The sequence below is a fragment of the Pseudomonas sp. efr-133-TYG-103a genome, from assembly GCF_030209235.1.
GTDB lineage: Bacteria > Pseudomonadota > Gammaproteobacteria > Pseudomonadales > Pseudomonadaceae > Aquipseudomonas.
Window position 1 is genome coordinate 91,581 of the sequence record NZ_JARVSK010000011.1, and the last position, 15,015, is coordinate 106,595.

Annotated in this window: 10 protein-coding genes; 5 read left to right on the forward strand and 5 right to left on the reverse strand. The window is 56.1% G+C overall.

Features of this window, described 5'->3' with window-relative positions; all coding sequences use genetic code 11:
- Window positions 1-4: 4 nt before the first annotated feature.
- Window positions 5-1,627, forward strand: a complete 1,623-nt coding sequence (gene ggt / locus QRN36_RS09080) for a gamma-glutamyltransferase (RefSeq protein ID WP_285423752.1) — start codon at window positions 5-7, stop codon at window positions 1,625-1,627.
- Between the two features lie 626 nt (window positions 1,628-2,253).
- Here the strand turns inward: ggt and QRN36_RS09085 are convergent.
- The 4 genes from QRN36_RS09085 to QRN36_RS27550 all read right to left on the reverse strand — a co-directional run bounded on the left by QRN36_RS09085 (window position 2,254) and on the right by QRN36_RS27550 (window position 6,382).
- The gene (locus QRN36_RS09085; RefSeq protein ID WP_285423753.1) at window positions 2,254-3,243 is read right to left on the reverse strand and encodes a M10 family metallopeptidase C-terminal domain-containing protein; all 990 of its coding nucleotides are present in this window, start codon (window positions 3,241-3,243) and stop codon (window positions 2,254-2,256) included.
- Between the two features lie 349 nt (window positions 3,244-3,592).
- Window positions 3,593-4,816: a styrene monooxygenase/indole monooxygenase family protein gene (locus QRN36_RS09090; RefSeq protein ID WP_285423754.1), complete on the reverse strand. Its 1,224-nt coding sequence runs from the start codon at window positions 4,814-4,816 to the stop codon at window positions 3,593-3,595.
- Between the two features lie 237 nt (window positions 4,817-5,053).
- On the reverse strand, window positions 5,054-5,695 hold the full coding sequence (locus tag QRN36_RS09095) for a hypothetical protein (RefSeq protein WP_285423755.1): 642 nt from the start codon (window positions 5,693-5,695) through the stop codon (window positions 5,054-5,056).
- A gap of 315 nt (window positions 5,696-6,010) precedes the next feature.
- Window positions 6,011-6,382 carry a chorismate mutase gene (locus QRN36_RS27550; RefSeq protein ID WP_373568722.1) on the reverse strand — a complete coding sequence of 124 codons (372 nt, stop codon included), beginning with the start codon at window positions 6,380-6,382 and terminating at the stop codon, window positions 6,011-6,013.
- A gap of 931 nt (window positions 6,383-7,313) precedes the next feature.
- Between QRN36_RS27550 and QRN36_RS09105 the strand changes: the two genes are divergently transcribed.
- The 4 genes from QRN36_RS09105 (at window position 7,314) to QRN36_RS09120 (ending at window position 13,774) form a co-directional block, all read left to right on the forward strand.
- Complete coding sequence (locus QRN36_RS09105; RefSeq protein WP_285424068.1) at window positions 7,314-8,015, forward strand: alpha/beta hydrolase; 702 nt, start codon at window positions 7,314-7,316, stop codon at window positions 8,013-8,015.
- Window positions 8,016-9,659: 1,644 nt separating this feature from the next.
- Window positions 9,660-10,964: a site-specific integrase gene (locus QRN36_RS09110; protein ID WP_285423757.1), complete on the forward strand. Its 1,305-nt coding sequence runs from the start codon at window positions 9,660-9,662 to the stop codon at window positions 10,962-10,964.
- Window positions 10,965-11,170: 206 nt separating this feature from the next.
- On the forward strand, window positions 11,171-12,466 hold the full coding sequence (locus tag QRN36_RS09115; protein ID WP_285423758.1) for an MFS transporter: 1,296 nt from the start codon (window positions 11,171-11,173) through the stop codon (window positions 12,464-12,466).
- A 36-nt stretch (window positions 12,467-12,502) separates the two neighbouring features.
- Entirely contained in the window at window positions 12,503-13,774 is a 1,272-nt protein-coding gene (locus QRN36_RS09120) for a gallate dioxygenase (protein ID WP_285423759.1), read from the forward strand.
- Here the strand turns inward: QRN36_RS09120 and QRN36_RS09125 are convergent.
- A complete protein-coding gene (locus QRN36_RS09125) occupies window positions 13,771-14,973 on the reverse strand; it encodes a LysR family transcriptional regulator (protein WP_285423760.1) in 1,203 nt (400 codons plus the stop codon). The genes QRN36_RS09120 and QRN36_RS09125 overlap by 4 nt on opposite strands.
- Window positions 14,974-15,015 lie beyond the last annotated feature (42 nt).

Genomic DNA, 15,015 nt, shown 5'->3' on the forward strand with positions numbered 1-15,015 from the left:
CTTCATGACTTTCAATTGGCAGAATCCGTATCCCACTACCCGCATTCCGTTGTTCGCACGCAACGTGGTATCCACATCTCATCCCATTGCCGCCCAGGCGGGCGTGCGCATTCTGTTGGCCGGGGGCAACGCTGTGGATGCCGCGATTGCCGCCGCTGCGGCGCTGACGGTGGTCGAGCCGGTTTCATGCGGGTTGGGCAGCGATGCCTTCGCCCTGGTCTGGGACGGCCAGCAACTGCATGGCCTCAATGCTTCGGGTCATGCACCCACGGCGTGGGACCTGAATCACTTTCGCAAACGCTATGGTGAAGACGGGCAGGGTCACGCCAAGCGCCCGGTGCGGGGCTGGGATGCGGTGACCATTCCCGGTGCAGTGGCCGGCTGGGCCGCGCTGCACGAGCGCTTTGGCAAGCTGCCATTTGCCGACGTGCTTGAGCCTGCCGCCGAAATCGCCGAGCGTGGCATCACCCTGGCGCCCATCGTGGCGCACAAATGGGCCGCCGCCATCCCGGCGCTGCACGACCAACCTGGCTTTGCCGACACCTTCATGCCCGGTGGACGCGCGCCGAAAACCGGTGAGAAATTCGTCTTCAAGGATGCCGCACGGACGTTGCGCATTCTAGGTCGGCAGGGAGGCCGTGCCTTTTACGAGGGCGAGATCGCCGAAGCGATCGTGGACTACGCAAGACAAACCGGCGGGTCGTTGACGCTGGAGGATTTGCGCGGCTATCAGCCTGAGTGGGTCAAGCCGATCTCACAACGCTACCGTGGCCATGAGGTGCATGAGATTCCACCGAACGGCCAGGGCATCGCTGCCTTGATCGCGCTCGGTATTCTGGAGCATTTCGACCTGGCGTCGCTGCCAGTGGATTCGGCTCAGTCCCAGCACCTGCAGATCGAGGCCATGAAGCTGGCGTTCGCCGATGTCTATCGCTATGTCGCGGACCCGAGCAGCATGGAGGTCACGCCTGAGCAGATGCTCGACCCTGCGTATCTGGCGAGCAGGGCGCGTCTGATCGACCGGGCAAAATCCACGCACCCAGAACACGGGATGCCCAGGTCCGGGGGGACGGTTTACCTGTCAGCCGCCGATGAAAACGGCATGATGGTGTCGTTCATCCAGTCCAACTACATGGGCTTTGGCTCCGGCATCGTGGTACCCGGCTACGGCATCAGCCTGCAAAATCGCGGGGCAGGTTTCTCCAGCGATCCGGCATCGGCCAACGTCGTCGCCCCCGGCAAAAAACCGTTCCACACGATTATCCCCGCATTTCTGACCAAAGACGGCGTGCCGCAGATGAGTTTCGGGGTAATGGGCGGCGACATGCAGCCTCAGGGCCACGTGCAGACGCTGGTGCGCATGCTCGACTACCAGCAGCAGCCTCAGGCCGCCTGCGATGCGCCACGCTGGAAGGTAAACCAGGACTACTCCGTGGACCTGGAAGCGACCATGAACGTTCAGGCCGTCGAAGGGTTGGCGAGCCGGGGGCATCGACTCAAATCCGTCGAAGACCCCTACATGGACTTTGGCTCGGGGCAGTTCATCTGGCGTTTGTCAGAGGATGCCGACCACGGTTACGTCGCTGCCAGCGACAGCCGGCGAGATGGTCACGCGGCGGGCTTCTAGCGTCTGGAGAGATTCCCAGATCTCCGGGAAAACATGCAGGTGATCTTGGGAGTGTTCCGCTTCTGGCTTATAGCCGAGAGTTCAAAGGCTCCATGCGTCGACGATTGAGCCTTTAGCCCCGTTTAGCTTTGCGCCGCGAGTCGTTGGCCGACTTGTGGCCTCAGGCCCTGCGCGAATTCGCCGAGCTGCTGGCCCGGGCCCAGCGTCTGGTAGAGGACACCCTCAAGCCCGAACGCCTGTACGTCAGCCGCTACGCCCGTTCGCTGAGCCAGCTTGCTCTTTGGAAAGTCAGAGTTGAACGCTTGTGCGATTGGGAGCCGAAAGCCGGATCACTGCTGCAGTCAGCGGCCGCTTCTCATGCAGCACCTCGATTCGCCGCGAAACAGGTTTGCCTAATTCGAGAGCATGCTGACACTGGATGGCTGAGTACTCTGTGGCCTGAATGGGGCAACTGTAAATTTGCCCTTGCGGCAGCGGTCCAGAATTTGCGGCGACTTGCCATAAAGTCGGCCGGTACCTGCTACTCAAGTCGCGTGGCCCATGGATGCAAGTGCTGTCAGCAGAAGGCCACCGCGGTATCAGGGCAGCCCTCGCTTGACTACGCCGCTTGAAAAGACGCGCGCAGATCAGCCTATGCCAGAATGAGTTTGCTCTGCCATGCCGAGTAACTGGAAGGTCATCGCATCGTCCGCCAGGTCAGGGGCTGGCAGTGTTGTCGGGTCGCTTGAAGCTGTCGCGGCAGTGGATGCATTGGGGGCAAAAACGATGCCGTCGCTCTTAAGGTATTGGCTGACATCGCCCTCGAATGACACTTGAAAGCGGCTGCCGCTTTCGTCAGCGTCATAAGACTTCAGGTAGGTACGGGCGCCGGCAGCATCAACCTCGACCCTCAGCGTATGGTCATGGCCGTTGCCTAACCCCGTAAATTCCAAGGCAGACAAATCGATGCGGTCCTCGGCTGTAAAATCAAGGATCAAGTCGGACTGGCTAAGGCCGTCCCGTTGATAGCTGTCATTAAGGTGGTCGTAAACAAAAGTGTCAGCACCCGCGCCGCCCGTGAGGGTATTGGCGCCTGGGCCGCTGCTGATCACGTCGTCCGTGCCGTTACCGATGATGTGATCTTGAGTGAGGTACTGGCTGACATCCCCTTCGAAAGACAGCTGAAAGCGATCACCGCCTTCGTCGTATGCGTAGGACTTGAGGTAGGTGCGGGTGCCGGCGTCGTTGACTTCAACTCTCAGCGTATGATCATGGCCATTGCCTAATCCGGTGAATCCCAAGGCGGACACATCGATGCGGTCATCGCTTGAGAAATCCAGGATCAGGTCGGAAAAGCTCATGCCGCCGCCTTCATGACTCTCGCTGATATTGGAAAAAACGAAGGTGTCGGCTCCCGCCCCTCCAGAAAGCGTGTCGCGACCCAGGCCACCTGAGATGACATCATCGCCATCGTCACCGTACAGGTGGTCACCGCCGCCGCCGCCGTTGAGGCGATCATCGCCGCCTGCGCCATGAATGGTCTCGCCAATGGCAGTGCCATCGAGTACATCTGGACCGTCAGTCCCGACTACAGAAAGCGTATTGGTATCAGTCGCTGCAGGTTTAGCTAGGCTCATGGTGACTCCAATGGTTGAGATTCCAGGGACGCTCACGATGCCACTTGATTTGCGCACCGTTCACCCACTGTTTCAAACATGAGTCAGACCGCGTAAATCCCTTGTCATTTGACAGAGGGCGCGCGCGCCGATGAAGGGTAGGTCTGCAGGTTCTGCATGAAGCATTCTGACTTGGCTCGACCGATCTGGTGAAACCATTCAATACGGTAACGTTCTGCATCGACGGCACCGTCGACGGGTCTTTGGGCGCATTTACCGGAGCACGTTCACAGGTTGCGAGCTTCGGGCTACAAATATGCGGGCGCAAGTGAAATGTCACACCCCCACAGTTGTTTAACCTCATAAGCGCTTAGAGGCTTCTCAAATACTGATGAAACTTGACAGGATCGAAGAACCAATTTTCTAAATCTGAGGGGTTGTCAAAGCTGTTGGCAAAACGGTCAGCGATGCGTGTTTCATTGCCAGCTGCTAGCAACAGCTCTGAAACGTGTGCTGGGGGCGGTGTCAGCATAGCATTGGTCCACTTTACAGAAGGGGCCACAGCTCCCCAGTAACGTTCAAAGGTACATTGCATAAATTCAGCGTCAAAATCTTTATCGCCTTGCCGGATGACAGCTTCCAAATAAATCTGCGCGCATTTAACGGCATTATTTGCGCCTTGGCCGGTGATCGGATCGTTGGTAACGGCAGCGTCGGCGATTGCTGATACGAACAGTCCTGATTCAATCTCAGCTACCGGTTGTCGGACGGCTGGAGTGACCGATCCGGTTAACGTGGCATTAGCATCTGTCAGTTGCACGTTTTTCGAGCGATCGTACTCCCAAGGTGTAAAACGTTTCATCAGCGCCAGCGTATGCTGGAGATGCTGGCTAGCAGTAATATTCTTGGAGAACGAGTTCAGGGGTCCGCCCGGGACGGCTTCCCACAAAAGAATATCGCAACTTCCTGTAATCGTATGGCAGGGCATCACAAACAGCTCGCCAACTCCGGGTATCAAGTTACACCGCACAGCCTCCAATCCCTCATCTGCGCTCGGGGTCATCCCGTGAACATAAGCTGCAGCGAGTGATCTTTGAGCTGTACTGAATCTTGATCGAGTTTCGTCACGTCTAAACAGTGTAGATAATTCGCCTCTGCCAGATGCCACTAAGGTCAAATCATAATCACGGGCGAACTTGCATAATATTTCCCGGGTGACTTCCCGAATGACAACATTCCCACCTCTCTCCGCAAATAAGGCAAGCCATTGAGACATCTTCAAGCGCTGATCGACAGACTGTGCAGCACGATCCAGGCTGCCAACCCAATTCACTGCCCGTCCTCCATGGCCGTCACCGACGGAAACACCGATTCCAGTAATCTTCGGTGCGACCTCTGACCAAAAATCCAGACCCTGATTCTGCTCATGGCTCAGCGAGGCACCAAAAAGGCACTGCGTTGAAAGAATGTTTCCATCTCTGATCTCGGCAGCAGTCCGATTTGTAATTAACGTCACTGAATAGCCAGCCGACTGCAGCCCGAGCGCTAATAAAAGTCCAGACTGGCCGGCTCCGACAATCAGTATTTTCCTCATATTTCATCTCCTCGACGCACGCCTTATATCAAGCCCTTACGCATTACGTGTTTGCCTGGCCTTCATGGCCTCAAACCATGTCAACCTTTACAACCACGTTCCATGCGCCAACTATTTTCCGAAACCTGAGTTCACTGCGCCTGAAGGCTGGCTACCAGCCTGACCCACTCTAGACTCAGACTATTTGCTCTGGGGATATTCGCAAGTGACGAACAAATCATTGAACATTGAAACTTTTTAACTCTCCTCGAAAATCTCTGCGTAAAGCCTAGCGACAGTAGGAGTGAAGTTCTGCTTCAAAGGCACAAGAAAGGCATCTGCTGGTGCGAGCTGCTTGACATAAATGACTTCATAGATGCGAAGGAGGGTGCCCGGCTCGGTTTCTTCAAGATCGAATCCAGGCATTATACCCACCGCTTTGTAACCGGCCCGTTCCAGAGCTTGTTGCATATAGGGAGTCCTGGTAGTCGCCATGCCGTAGATCAACCCTGCGCCCATGTGTCTGCCCATCTTTTCGCCAAGCTCCTGGGCGGCTACTGCCAGACTGGATTGTCGATGCGGGCGGGCGACCGCACCAACCCGGCCGAAGATGACGTCTGCGCCGTCGATCTTTTCCCATGTAGCGATGGCGACGATTTCATCGCTGTGGCGAACGACCAAGGCAAGGATTGAGGTGGTGCTGCGGTCAGCGCCTAGGGCTTTTTCTTTATAGAACGATTCGTCCATGAAGGAGCTACCCATCCCGGCAGAGATGGAAGGAAACCATGTTTTAAAGAAAGATATAGCGCTGTCGATCTCTTCAAGCCTCAACAAATCCCAGCTGTAGCCAGTCGGGAGCGTCGTGAACATGCGGATCTCATTGAGAGATGGCCAATTCATCTACTTCACCTTATCGACGTGATTGAAAGCTATCACCGTGCTGCAGCGGTAGCGGAATGTTTAGAGTTGGATAGCTTCTCCGGAGCCTCGAATCAGTGCCATCTCGTGCGGTCTGTTCTTGGCGAGCTTTGGCAATACTGGATCAGCCAAAGAGGGCAGGCCGGTGAAAGTCAGGAGAAGCAGCGCTGCTCTCATCAAAACCTTCATCATGGAAAATGTTTTTTTCCTCGCGCATCTGCGGAAAAGCAATGGGTGCAAAGGTTTAATGGCCTGCACATTTTTTGGAGAATTCAGTCGAGTCTCAAATCAGGTGAACTAGGGAGTGTTAGCCTGATTGGTACTCGTGGTTTGCTCGACGGCGGCTATTTGACGGTGGCGCTGTACCACCTCACTAATCACGAATTCCATCAGTTTTTCAACGAAGCCAGAATCGAGATTGGCTTCCTCAGCCAGACGGGTAAGCCGTTCGTATTGACGGCGTTCACGTCCCTTATCAACCGCCGGCAGTTGATGTTTTGCCTTGAGCACTCCAACCTGGTCAGTGCAACGAAAGCGCTCGGCGAGCATATGGATCAATGCGGCGTCAATATTGTCGATGGTCTTTCGGAATGTCGAAAGCTGGGTGCCGACGTCTGGTGTGTCCACGAAATGTCCTCTCTTAAGCTGTACTTTTTGAAGTCCCTGCATGGTCCTCACTTAGTCCTTGTTAACAGATCGATTTTCGTAACCGAACTGTGAGAGTCGGCTTCTGGCCGCAGTTCTCACGGCTGTCAGCAGTGAATCATCGAGCAGGCCAGATCCCGGGCGCTTTTTAACCTACTAGAAGGTAGGCTTTAATGCAAAAGCATCTGCCATGCTCGTTCGTTTCCTTGAGCGCAGCGGGGAGGTGTGTTCGGACCATTATGAGGATGAGTGGATCGCTGCGGGACTGCCATCGCTGCAATCCCAACGTACAAATTTGTACGAGCAATGGCATGAGTGGACTCGAGAAACAGGTGTTTCGGCTGCGGCAGCAACGATGTCGGCCGCACGTTCGCAACTCAAGCACACAGTTACGATCCTGGTCATTTCTTTCCCTGGGGAAGCCCGCATCATTCAGCACTTCAGCCATTCACTGCGAGTCAAGGCCCCATCCGTTTCAAAGCACGGCCGTTGCCATCAGGCGTGAACCTTATAGGATGAAATCTTGACTGGCACCCTACTAGAAGGTAGGGTCAATTGTGGAAATTTACTTAATGCTTGTTGTGAAATGCTTCACTGTGATCGCCTACTAATCATCGCGGCCAACTATCGCGGTTTCGGTGACTTCGGCATCTCCGAGTTTGTGAGGATTCAACGAACCAGTATTCACCACCACTTTGCCACCGAAGTTGAGTTGTACAGACGCTTGTCAGTCAGTGCTGGCAACAAGCCGTGGCGACGCAGGCCCGCCGCCGCTATGGCTGAGTGGCCTGCACGACAGAACTTGCAACTGACACAACATCAATCACTGGCGCTGAGCGTCTCAATTAAAATGGAGTTCACGATGAAAAAGCATGTCGTAGCCTGTTCAACCCTGTTGGCCATAGTGCTTTCGCTCAACGTTTCGGCGGCAGAGAAAGCGCCCGACAACGGCACCATTGCGGTGCTCGGGGTCAAGAATATTGTGCTGGTGCATGGCCTGTATGCCGACGGATCAAGCTGGGCAAAGGTCATTCCATTGCTGCAAGCCAAGGGATATCAGGTGACAGCCGTGCAAAATCCCACAACATCGCTCGAGGCCGACGTGGACGCCGTCAAGCGCACACTGGCCCTGCAGGATGGCCCGACGATTCTCGTCGCTCACTCCTACGGTGGTATGGTCATCAGCCAGGCTGGCGTAGACCCAAAAGTCAAAGGGCTAGTATATGTCGCTGCTCGTGCCCCGGAAGCCGGGGAAGACTATCCAGCCTTGGCCGCTAAATTTCCCCCAGCCCCTGCTGCGAAGGGGCTCCAGTGGTCTGCTGACGGTTTTGGTGTGTTGTCCCAGCAAGCCTTCCTGCAAGACTTCGCCGGGGACTTGCCCAAGCAGGAAGCCAACGTATTCTTCTCAGTCCAGCAACCTTTCGCTAAGGCCATCGCCACCGCCAAGACTGATGCGGCTGCGTGGCAGAGCAAACCCAGCTGGTATGCCGTATCAACGCAGGACCGAACCATCAACCCTGAACTGCAACGGTTCATGGCTAAGCGCATGAATGCCCATACGATTGAACTGGCTGCCAGCCATGTGTCTCTGATTTCCCATCCCCGCGAGATTGCCGATCTAATCGAAGAAGCAGCCAGTGAGGCTGATCGGCACTGATCAGTACAACACTCTTAGCGCCGGACGTGTACCGAGGAGCTTGCATGCTGAAGTCAAATATTCTGACTCTGGCCTCTGCATGAGAGATCATTATTGCGGCTGAGACAGAGGTCAGTCGCATGGGTTGCCGTGCACGATTTCTTGTCGTCGGCACGCAAGGTCGACTGAGCGCTCACTTACTCAATGGACGGCGCTTTGGCTGAGCGGGTTGAGAAGCCGAAATACGAGGCGCTCAACGCGTTGTACATCCGCCGGTGCTTGATTCTGTATCAGCGAATACACGGGAGAGAAGGGGGCTTGGGGCCGTGATCGAAAGCGTACCGTGCTGCTGTGTTGTAGATTATCCGACTCTAGCTCGCCTTATGCTGAGCATTAATCCGATATTCGAAACTTATAGTCACTGCCATTAAGGTATCGAATAGCGGTTTTCTACACTGATTTGCATATCCTCACGCAAGAGAATCCTCGCCACCTGGTTTTGGATTCGCATCAGCGCTCTGACATATTCAGCAGGATCCGCGATTACCAAACGCTGTTACGCGCGCCTCAGTGATCACAGGTTCAGTTGAGTTCAGTGGAGCGTCGTAACTTCAGTCGTGAACCGAGAGCGATGGATGACCGGACGGTGAGATTTGAGACAGGTTTCGGGCTGCAGCGTTATGGTGTTCAAACCGGGTAATCAGCGATGGCGGGGTTACGAAGCTGGAAGGTGCTGGAGGCATGGAGCGTAACGGGTAGGTTCGAGAGAGTATGGTCAATTCAGCGAAGTCTGGCTTTCGGGAGCTGGTGAGAACGGGGATAAGGATATCGGACCCAAATGCTTGATTTAACATAATATACATTATGCGTAACAGCATATGTCAGTGCCGGACACACGGGCAGCGCTTTTCAAAAGCTGGCATCGTCCCGAGTCGCTTCCAGGCTGTCACCATGACCAGTCTTTACAAACCCTCGACTGCTGACTCCTTTGACCCTGTCACGATTATCACAACTTTCTCCTGCTGCTCTCTGTAACTGCGAGCGATCCTTAACCGAACCGGCCGCTGCATAATCACAATCTACACCAACCACATTCCCACACTGCGCGTACGAACCTCAAAGCAATCAGGCTGTTCATTCAATCCGCAATCGCTGCATGACCCATTAACTCTGCATAAGCAACCAAGTGATATCTGTGCAAATCTCAGATCCGTCGCCTCAGTTTCAATACAAAACCAACAAACTGTTCAAACGACCACCAATGCATCACGAGCCGCAAAAGCCGAGTCAATAACTCGAACTCTAGAAAAAAGCGTTCAGCGTATCTATCAGCAATAATGACTGGACCCGGCAGGATTACACCTCAACACCTCAACACCTCAACACCTCCGCCAAACCGCCTGAAACCTCCATAAACAAAGGGCTTGAGCCCTCTAGAGAATCAGCGCTACACTGCAATAGACGCAGACATCCAGCGATTACCTGCCGAGCAACCAACTCGATTATTGCCGTTCTAACATTTAATTCGGCGTATGACGATGTTCCTGAAAAGTATGCCACTATCCATAAATGTAATATCCGATAATCATCAGACCCGGATATTGCATTTGGGTCTTTTACAGCGGATCATATCAATCATCTTCACTGTTCATTCAAACGACTCCCATGCCTGCGCCAACTTTTCCGCACCCGTTATTTGAAACCTATTCCCGATTCAGTGAACTCAACTTCAGTTCATTGAAACAGGAGCTGCCTTCCATCACTGACTATCTAGCAGCCTTTCCTGCCGAGATTCAGGCCGTTGAAAGTTATCGAGCCGTCAGAAGTTTCCTGAAATCCTATGCCGGCAATGAGTCAACCTTCAATTCCTATCGTACTCACGTCGAGCGGCTTCTGTTGTGGACGTTGATCAAAGCCAGGACTCCCCTGCTTGAGATGCGCCGTACGCATGCCGAGAGTTTCCTGGAGTTCTGCCTCGCTCCGGATCCTGCCTGGATCGGGCCTGTCGTCAAATCCCGCTTTATCCGAGTGGGTGCGCGTAAAAAGCTGGCCACGGACACTTACACGCTCAATGCCGACTGGCGGCCATTCAATCAGTCGGCGTCGAAGGAAGAACGCAAGCGCGCCGCAGAGGAGAACCGCCCTCTCCTGCAGGAACTGTACAAACCCGCACAAGGCTCGATCGCGCAGGTCTTTGCCGTCTGCGGCAGCTTCTTTCAGCACGCCATCGATGAAGGGTTCTGTGAGCACAATCCATTCAGGGCGGTCAAGCAGAAGAGCAAATACAAGCAGCGCACAACGGGTGATCAGGACACCCGCATTCTGACCTCGCTGCAATGGGATTTTGTGCTGGAGACCGCTGAACAACTGGCCGGGCAGGATGCCAGGTATGAACGAACGCTGTTCATCGTTGCGACGATTTTCGCCATGTATCTGCGGGTTTCAGACCTGGTCGGACGGGACAACTGGACGCCGAGCATGGGCGATATTCGTCAGGATGGCGCCGGAAACTGGTGGTACCACGTGGTCGGTAAAGGCAACAAAGCCGGGAAAATCAGCGTGCGGGACGACTATGTCGAACACTACCTCAAGCGCTGGCGCACGCACCTGGGGCTGTCTCCCCTGCCCGGCTTCAGGGAATCCACGCCTCTGATCACGACCCGGCAAGGCCGCGCCGGGCTGTCCGACCGACATGTCAGGCTGCTGCTCCAAGAGGTTTTCGACCGCGCTCTGCAGCGAATGCAGGCCGAAGGCTGGTCGGACGAAGACGTCGCACGCTTGCGCGCAGCATCGCTGCACTGGCTGAGGCACACGTCCGCAACGTTTGACGCGCCTCATCGGGACATGAAGGACTTGCAGGTCGACCTGCGCCATAACAGTCTCAGCACGACACAGAACGTCTATTACAACTCCGAAGACGAGAAGCGCGCCTATTCAATAAAACGATTGCCGATGAAAGAACGCAGCTGATCAGCGGATCACACGTTTGCGCGAACTGGCCTGGTCCTGGGTAACGCTCATCAGAGCGGTTCCCGCCAGGTCTGGATGAGTCGGCGAGCATAGCCTTTCGCGGCCGCCTATAAATAGAACGGCTCGCTCGATAAAACATTCAAGCCGAGTCTGCGGCTGCGACCGTTTACCCTCCTCCTTATTGCCATAAAAATAAGGATCGACACATGCGACTGGGTTGGTATTCCGATCTGACGTCCACCGAGAAACGTACCTATTGGGCATGTTTCGGCGGATTCACTCTCGACTCGATGGACGCGACCATCTTCGCGCTGATGATGCCTGTGTTGATGACGGTGCTCAGTCTGAGCAAGTCGGACGCTGGCCTTCTGGGCTCCGTTTCACTTATCGGCAGCGCCTTGGGCGGATGGGGTGCCGGTATGCTGGCCGACCGTTACGGCCGGATCAAGGTGATGCAGGGCACGGTGCTCTGGGTGGCGGTCTTCACCTGCATGGGCGCGTTCTGCACCGGATTCTGGAGCTTCTTGCCGGTGCGTTTTCTGCAAGGCATCGGGTACGGCGGTGAAGCAGTCGTCGGTGCGGTGCTGATCAGTGAGGCGATCAAGCCAGCACTACGCGGCCGCGTTGCTGCTTCTGTGCAGAGCGGGTATGCCGTGGGCTATGCGATTTCGCTTGCAACCATGCCGGTATTGTTCAACTTCCTGCCGGATGACGTCGCCTGGCGTGCCTTCTTCGCCATCGGCCTGCTTCCCGCCCTGCTGATATGGTTTATTCGCCGCCTGGTGCCTGAGTCGGCCGCATTCAATCAAAGCCGGAAAAGCAGCAAAGGCATCGACCTTAAAGCCATCTTTGCTGCGGAGCACCGTCGAGTCACCCTCATCAGCACTGTGCTCGCCAGCGGCATTTTTGGCGGTGCCTACATCATGATCACCTGGTTGCCGACCTACATGCGTACGGTGCTGAACCTGCCCATCGCGTCCACGTCAGGCTATCTGGCGGTGAACATCATCGGCTCGCTGATCGGGCCCTTCGTTTATGGTTTGCTCAGCGACCGGATCGGTCGGGGGCGCGCCTTCATGCTGTTTCTGGTCTGCCAGGCCGTTGTGGTATCGGTCTACATGTTCGCCGACGTTCATCTGAACATCATCCTGGCATTGGGATTACTGCTCGGCGCGTTCCAGGGAGGCCTGGCCTCGGGCCTGCCATTGGCGTTCTCTGAGCTTTATCCCACCCGCATGCGTGCCAACGGCGCCGGATTCTGCACGAGCTTTGGCCGTGGTTTCGGCTCGATCATGCCGGCCGCAGTGGGTTTTGCTTCGGTTCATATGAGCTTGCCAGTGGCGATGGGCTCATTCGCAATAGGCTCGTACCTGATCGGTTTTCTGGCGGCGCTGTGTCTGCCGAATGCGACCGGTGCGGACCTGACGGCGGTGGATGCTGTCTTGGCAGAAACTCCGCACGCTGGCGATGGCATAAACGAAACGTATGGCCGTACCAGTTGAACGCATTTCATCGACATTCACTCATGGAGGCCTGAAATGGCTCGAATCATCGGCGGTCTGGCCGTCTCACATACGCCGACCATCGGCTTTGCCGTCGATCATGACAAGCAGGAAGAAGCGGCATGGGCGCCGATATTCGAGAGTTTCAAGCCCATCAGAAACTGGTTGATCGAGCGCAAGCCGGACGTGCTTTTCTACATTTTCAATGACCACGTCACCTCGTTTTTTTTCGACCACTATTCCGCTTTTGCCCTGGGAGTAGATGATCACTATGACGTGGCCGATGAAGGCGGTGGCAAGCGCGACCTTCCGGCCATTGGCGGTCACGCCGCTCTGTCGCGGCACATTGGCAACAGTCTGATGGCTGACGAATTCGACATGTCATTCTTTCGCGACAAACCGGTGGACCATGGCCTGTTTTCGCCCATGTCCGCGCTCATGCCGTTCAAAGAAGGCTGGCCGGTCGACGTCGTCCCGCTGCAAGTGGGCGTGCTGCAGTTCCCGATACCCTCGGCGAAGCGATGCTACAACCTGGGCAAAGCACTGCGCCGAGCCATCGAAAGCTACCCGGAGGACCTGAATGTCGCGATCGTCGCAACCGGCGGCGTGTCGCATCAGGTTCACGGCGAACGCTGCGGTTTCAATAACCCTGAATGGGACGCGCAATTCGTCGATCTGCTCGTGAACGATCCCGAGCGCCTGACCGAGATCACCCTGGCCGAATACGCCATGCTGGGCGGCATGGAAGGCTCGGAGGTCATCACTTGGCTCATCATGCGTGGAGCGTTGTCCGCCAACGTCAGCGTCCTGCATCAGGATTACTACTTGCCCTCCATGACCGGGATCGCGACGCTGCTTCTGGAAAATCAGTCTCGCGAAGTGCCCGTGGATGTCCTGCAACGTCACCGCGATCACGTCAATCATCAACTGGCAGGTGTGGAAAAACTGGCGGGCACCTACCCGTTCACGCTGGAGAGAAGTCACAAGGGCTATCGGCTGAACCGGTTCCTGCACAACCTTATCGATCCAGCCTGGCGCGCCCGATTCCTGCAGGCGCCTCAGCCACTTTATGATGCGCATCAATTAACGGAGGAAGAACAGCACCTGCTGCAAACGCGCGACTGGCGGGGTTTGATCCAGTACGGCGTCATTTTCTTTCTGCTGGAAAAACTCGGGGCTGTCGTCGGTGTTTCCAATCTGCATATCTATTCGGCGATGAAAGGAATGACCCTGGAAGAGTTCCAGGAAACCCGCAACCAGCAGGTCACGTACTCGGTGGCAGGAAAGCAGGCCGACACAACTGCTTAATCGCCGTCCATAACTTCTTGCGTCACTTCGCGGATTTTCTTGATCAGCGCTTCTGCGGCCGGGGAATGCAGACCGTTGGTTCGGTATATGAGGCCGATGGCGCGGTGGGTGTCCTGCAACGGCAGATCCAGCCGTTGCAGTTCACCAGAAGCGATCTCGTACTCCAGTTGGTGTTCGGAAACGATCGCGAGCATGTCCGAACGCATGAGCAGCCCTCTGATAATCGCCATATCACCTGTCTCGACGACAGGCTCGGGCGCTTTTCGGCCCAACGCTGCGAAATGGCTGTCCAGCAACAGTCTGGCCGGCGTGTCAGCACGCGGCAATACCCATCTTGCGCCGGCCAGATCATCCAGGCCGACCGGCCGGTCCAGCCAGGGGTGCCCACGGCCGGCGAGGATCACCATTTCCTCGGTCACCAGCTTTTCTCCATGCAGGTCGCTGGCGTAATCCTGCCCTCGCAGCGCGCCAAACACGAAATCCACATCGCCGGCGCGTAACTCCAGTGCCAGCAAATTGAACGGGCTTTCGTTGGTGGCGATCCGCACACCGGGATGGTCGGCCAACAGCCGAACGAAAGCCTGCGGCAGAATGCGCGTGCGTCCCAAAGGCAGCGCGCCCACTGTGACCAGGCCTTGCAGCGAGCCCTTGATGCTGGCCACATCAGCCCGGATGTGGCGCAGATCGTTCAAGGCGCGGCGTATCGGATAGAGGATTTCAGTGCTGGCCCGTGTCGGCCGCAGGCCTCGGGCGGTTCTTTCGAACAACGATTTACCGGCGCCGTTTTCGAGCATCTTCAGTGCAGCGCTGATGGCCGGCTGCGTGAGATTGAATGAGCGCGCTACCGTCTGCATGTGCTGCGTTTCGCACAGCTTCACGAATATCTGCAAACGCCGGGTATTGAGAAGGTAAAGCGGCTCATGAGGCGCGTGGCCGATCAACGTCGGGATCGACTCCAGCTCAGCCATGACCCTTCGCGCACGCGGCAAGATGGCTTTGCCGTAGGGCGTGAGCAGCATGCCGCTGGCGTGCCGTTCAAAAAGCGGCACCGTGAGGCTCTGTTCCAGGTCGCGAATCGCGCGGGTGACGACCGACTGGGCACGCAGCAGCCCGTCGCAAGCCCGTGACACGCTGCCCTCATCGGCGATGCGGATAAAAGCGCGAATCTGCATCAGGTGTGGAAGAGCTGTTTCCGGCATCGCCGCCTCGCGTCTGGACAGGGCCCCATAAACAAAACGTAT

Bases quoted from the DNA above. Each gene is read 5' to 3' on its own strand.
- QRN36_RS09110 (WP_285423757.1), top strand. From the start codon at position 9,660: ATGCCTGCGCCAACTTTTCCGCACCCGTTATTTGAAACCTATTCCCGA.
- QRN36_RS27550 (WP_373568722.1), bottom strand. From the start codon at position 6,382: ATGCAGGGACTTCAAAAAGTACAGCTTAAGAGAGGACATTTCGTGGAC.
- QRN36_RS09125 (WP_285423760.1), bottom strand. From the start codon at position 14,973: ATGCCGGAAACAGCTCTTCCACACCTGATGCAGATTCGCGCTTTTATC.
- ggt (WP_285423752.1), top strand. From the start codon at position 5: ATGACTTTCAATTGGCAGAATCCGTATCCCACTACCCGCATTCCGTTG.
- QRN36_RS09120 (WP_285423759.1), top strand. From the start codon at position 12,503: ATGGCTCGAATCATCGGCGGTCTGGCCGTCTCACATACGCCGACCATC.
- QRN36_RS09085 (WP_285423753.1), bottom strand. From the start codon at position 3,243: ATGAGCCTAGCTAAACCTGCAGCGACTGATACCAATACGCTTTCTGTA.
- QRN36_RS09095 (WP_285423755.1), bottom strand. From the start codon at position 5,695: ATGAATTGGCCATCTCTCAATGAGATCCGCATGTTCACGACGCTCCCG.
- QRN36_RS09090 (WP_285423754.1), bottom strand. From the start codon at position 4,816: ATGAGGAAAATACTGATTGTCGGAGCCGGCCAGTCTGGACTTTTATTA.
- QRN36_RS09115 (WP_285423758.1), top strand. From the start codon at position 11,171: ATGCGACTGGGTTGGTATTCCGATCTGACGTCCACCGAGAAACGTACC.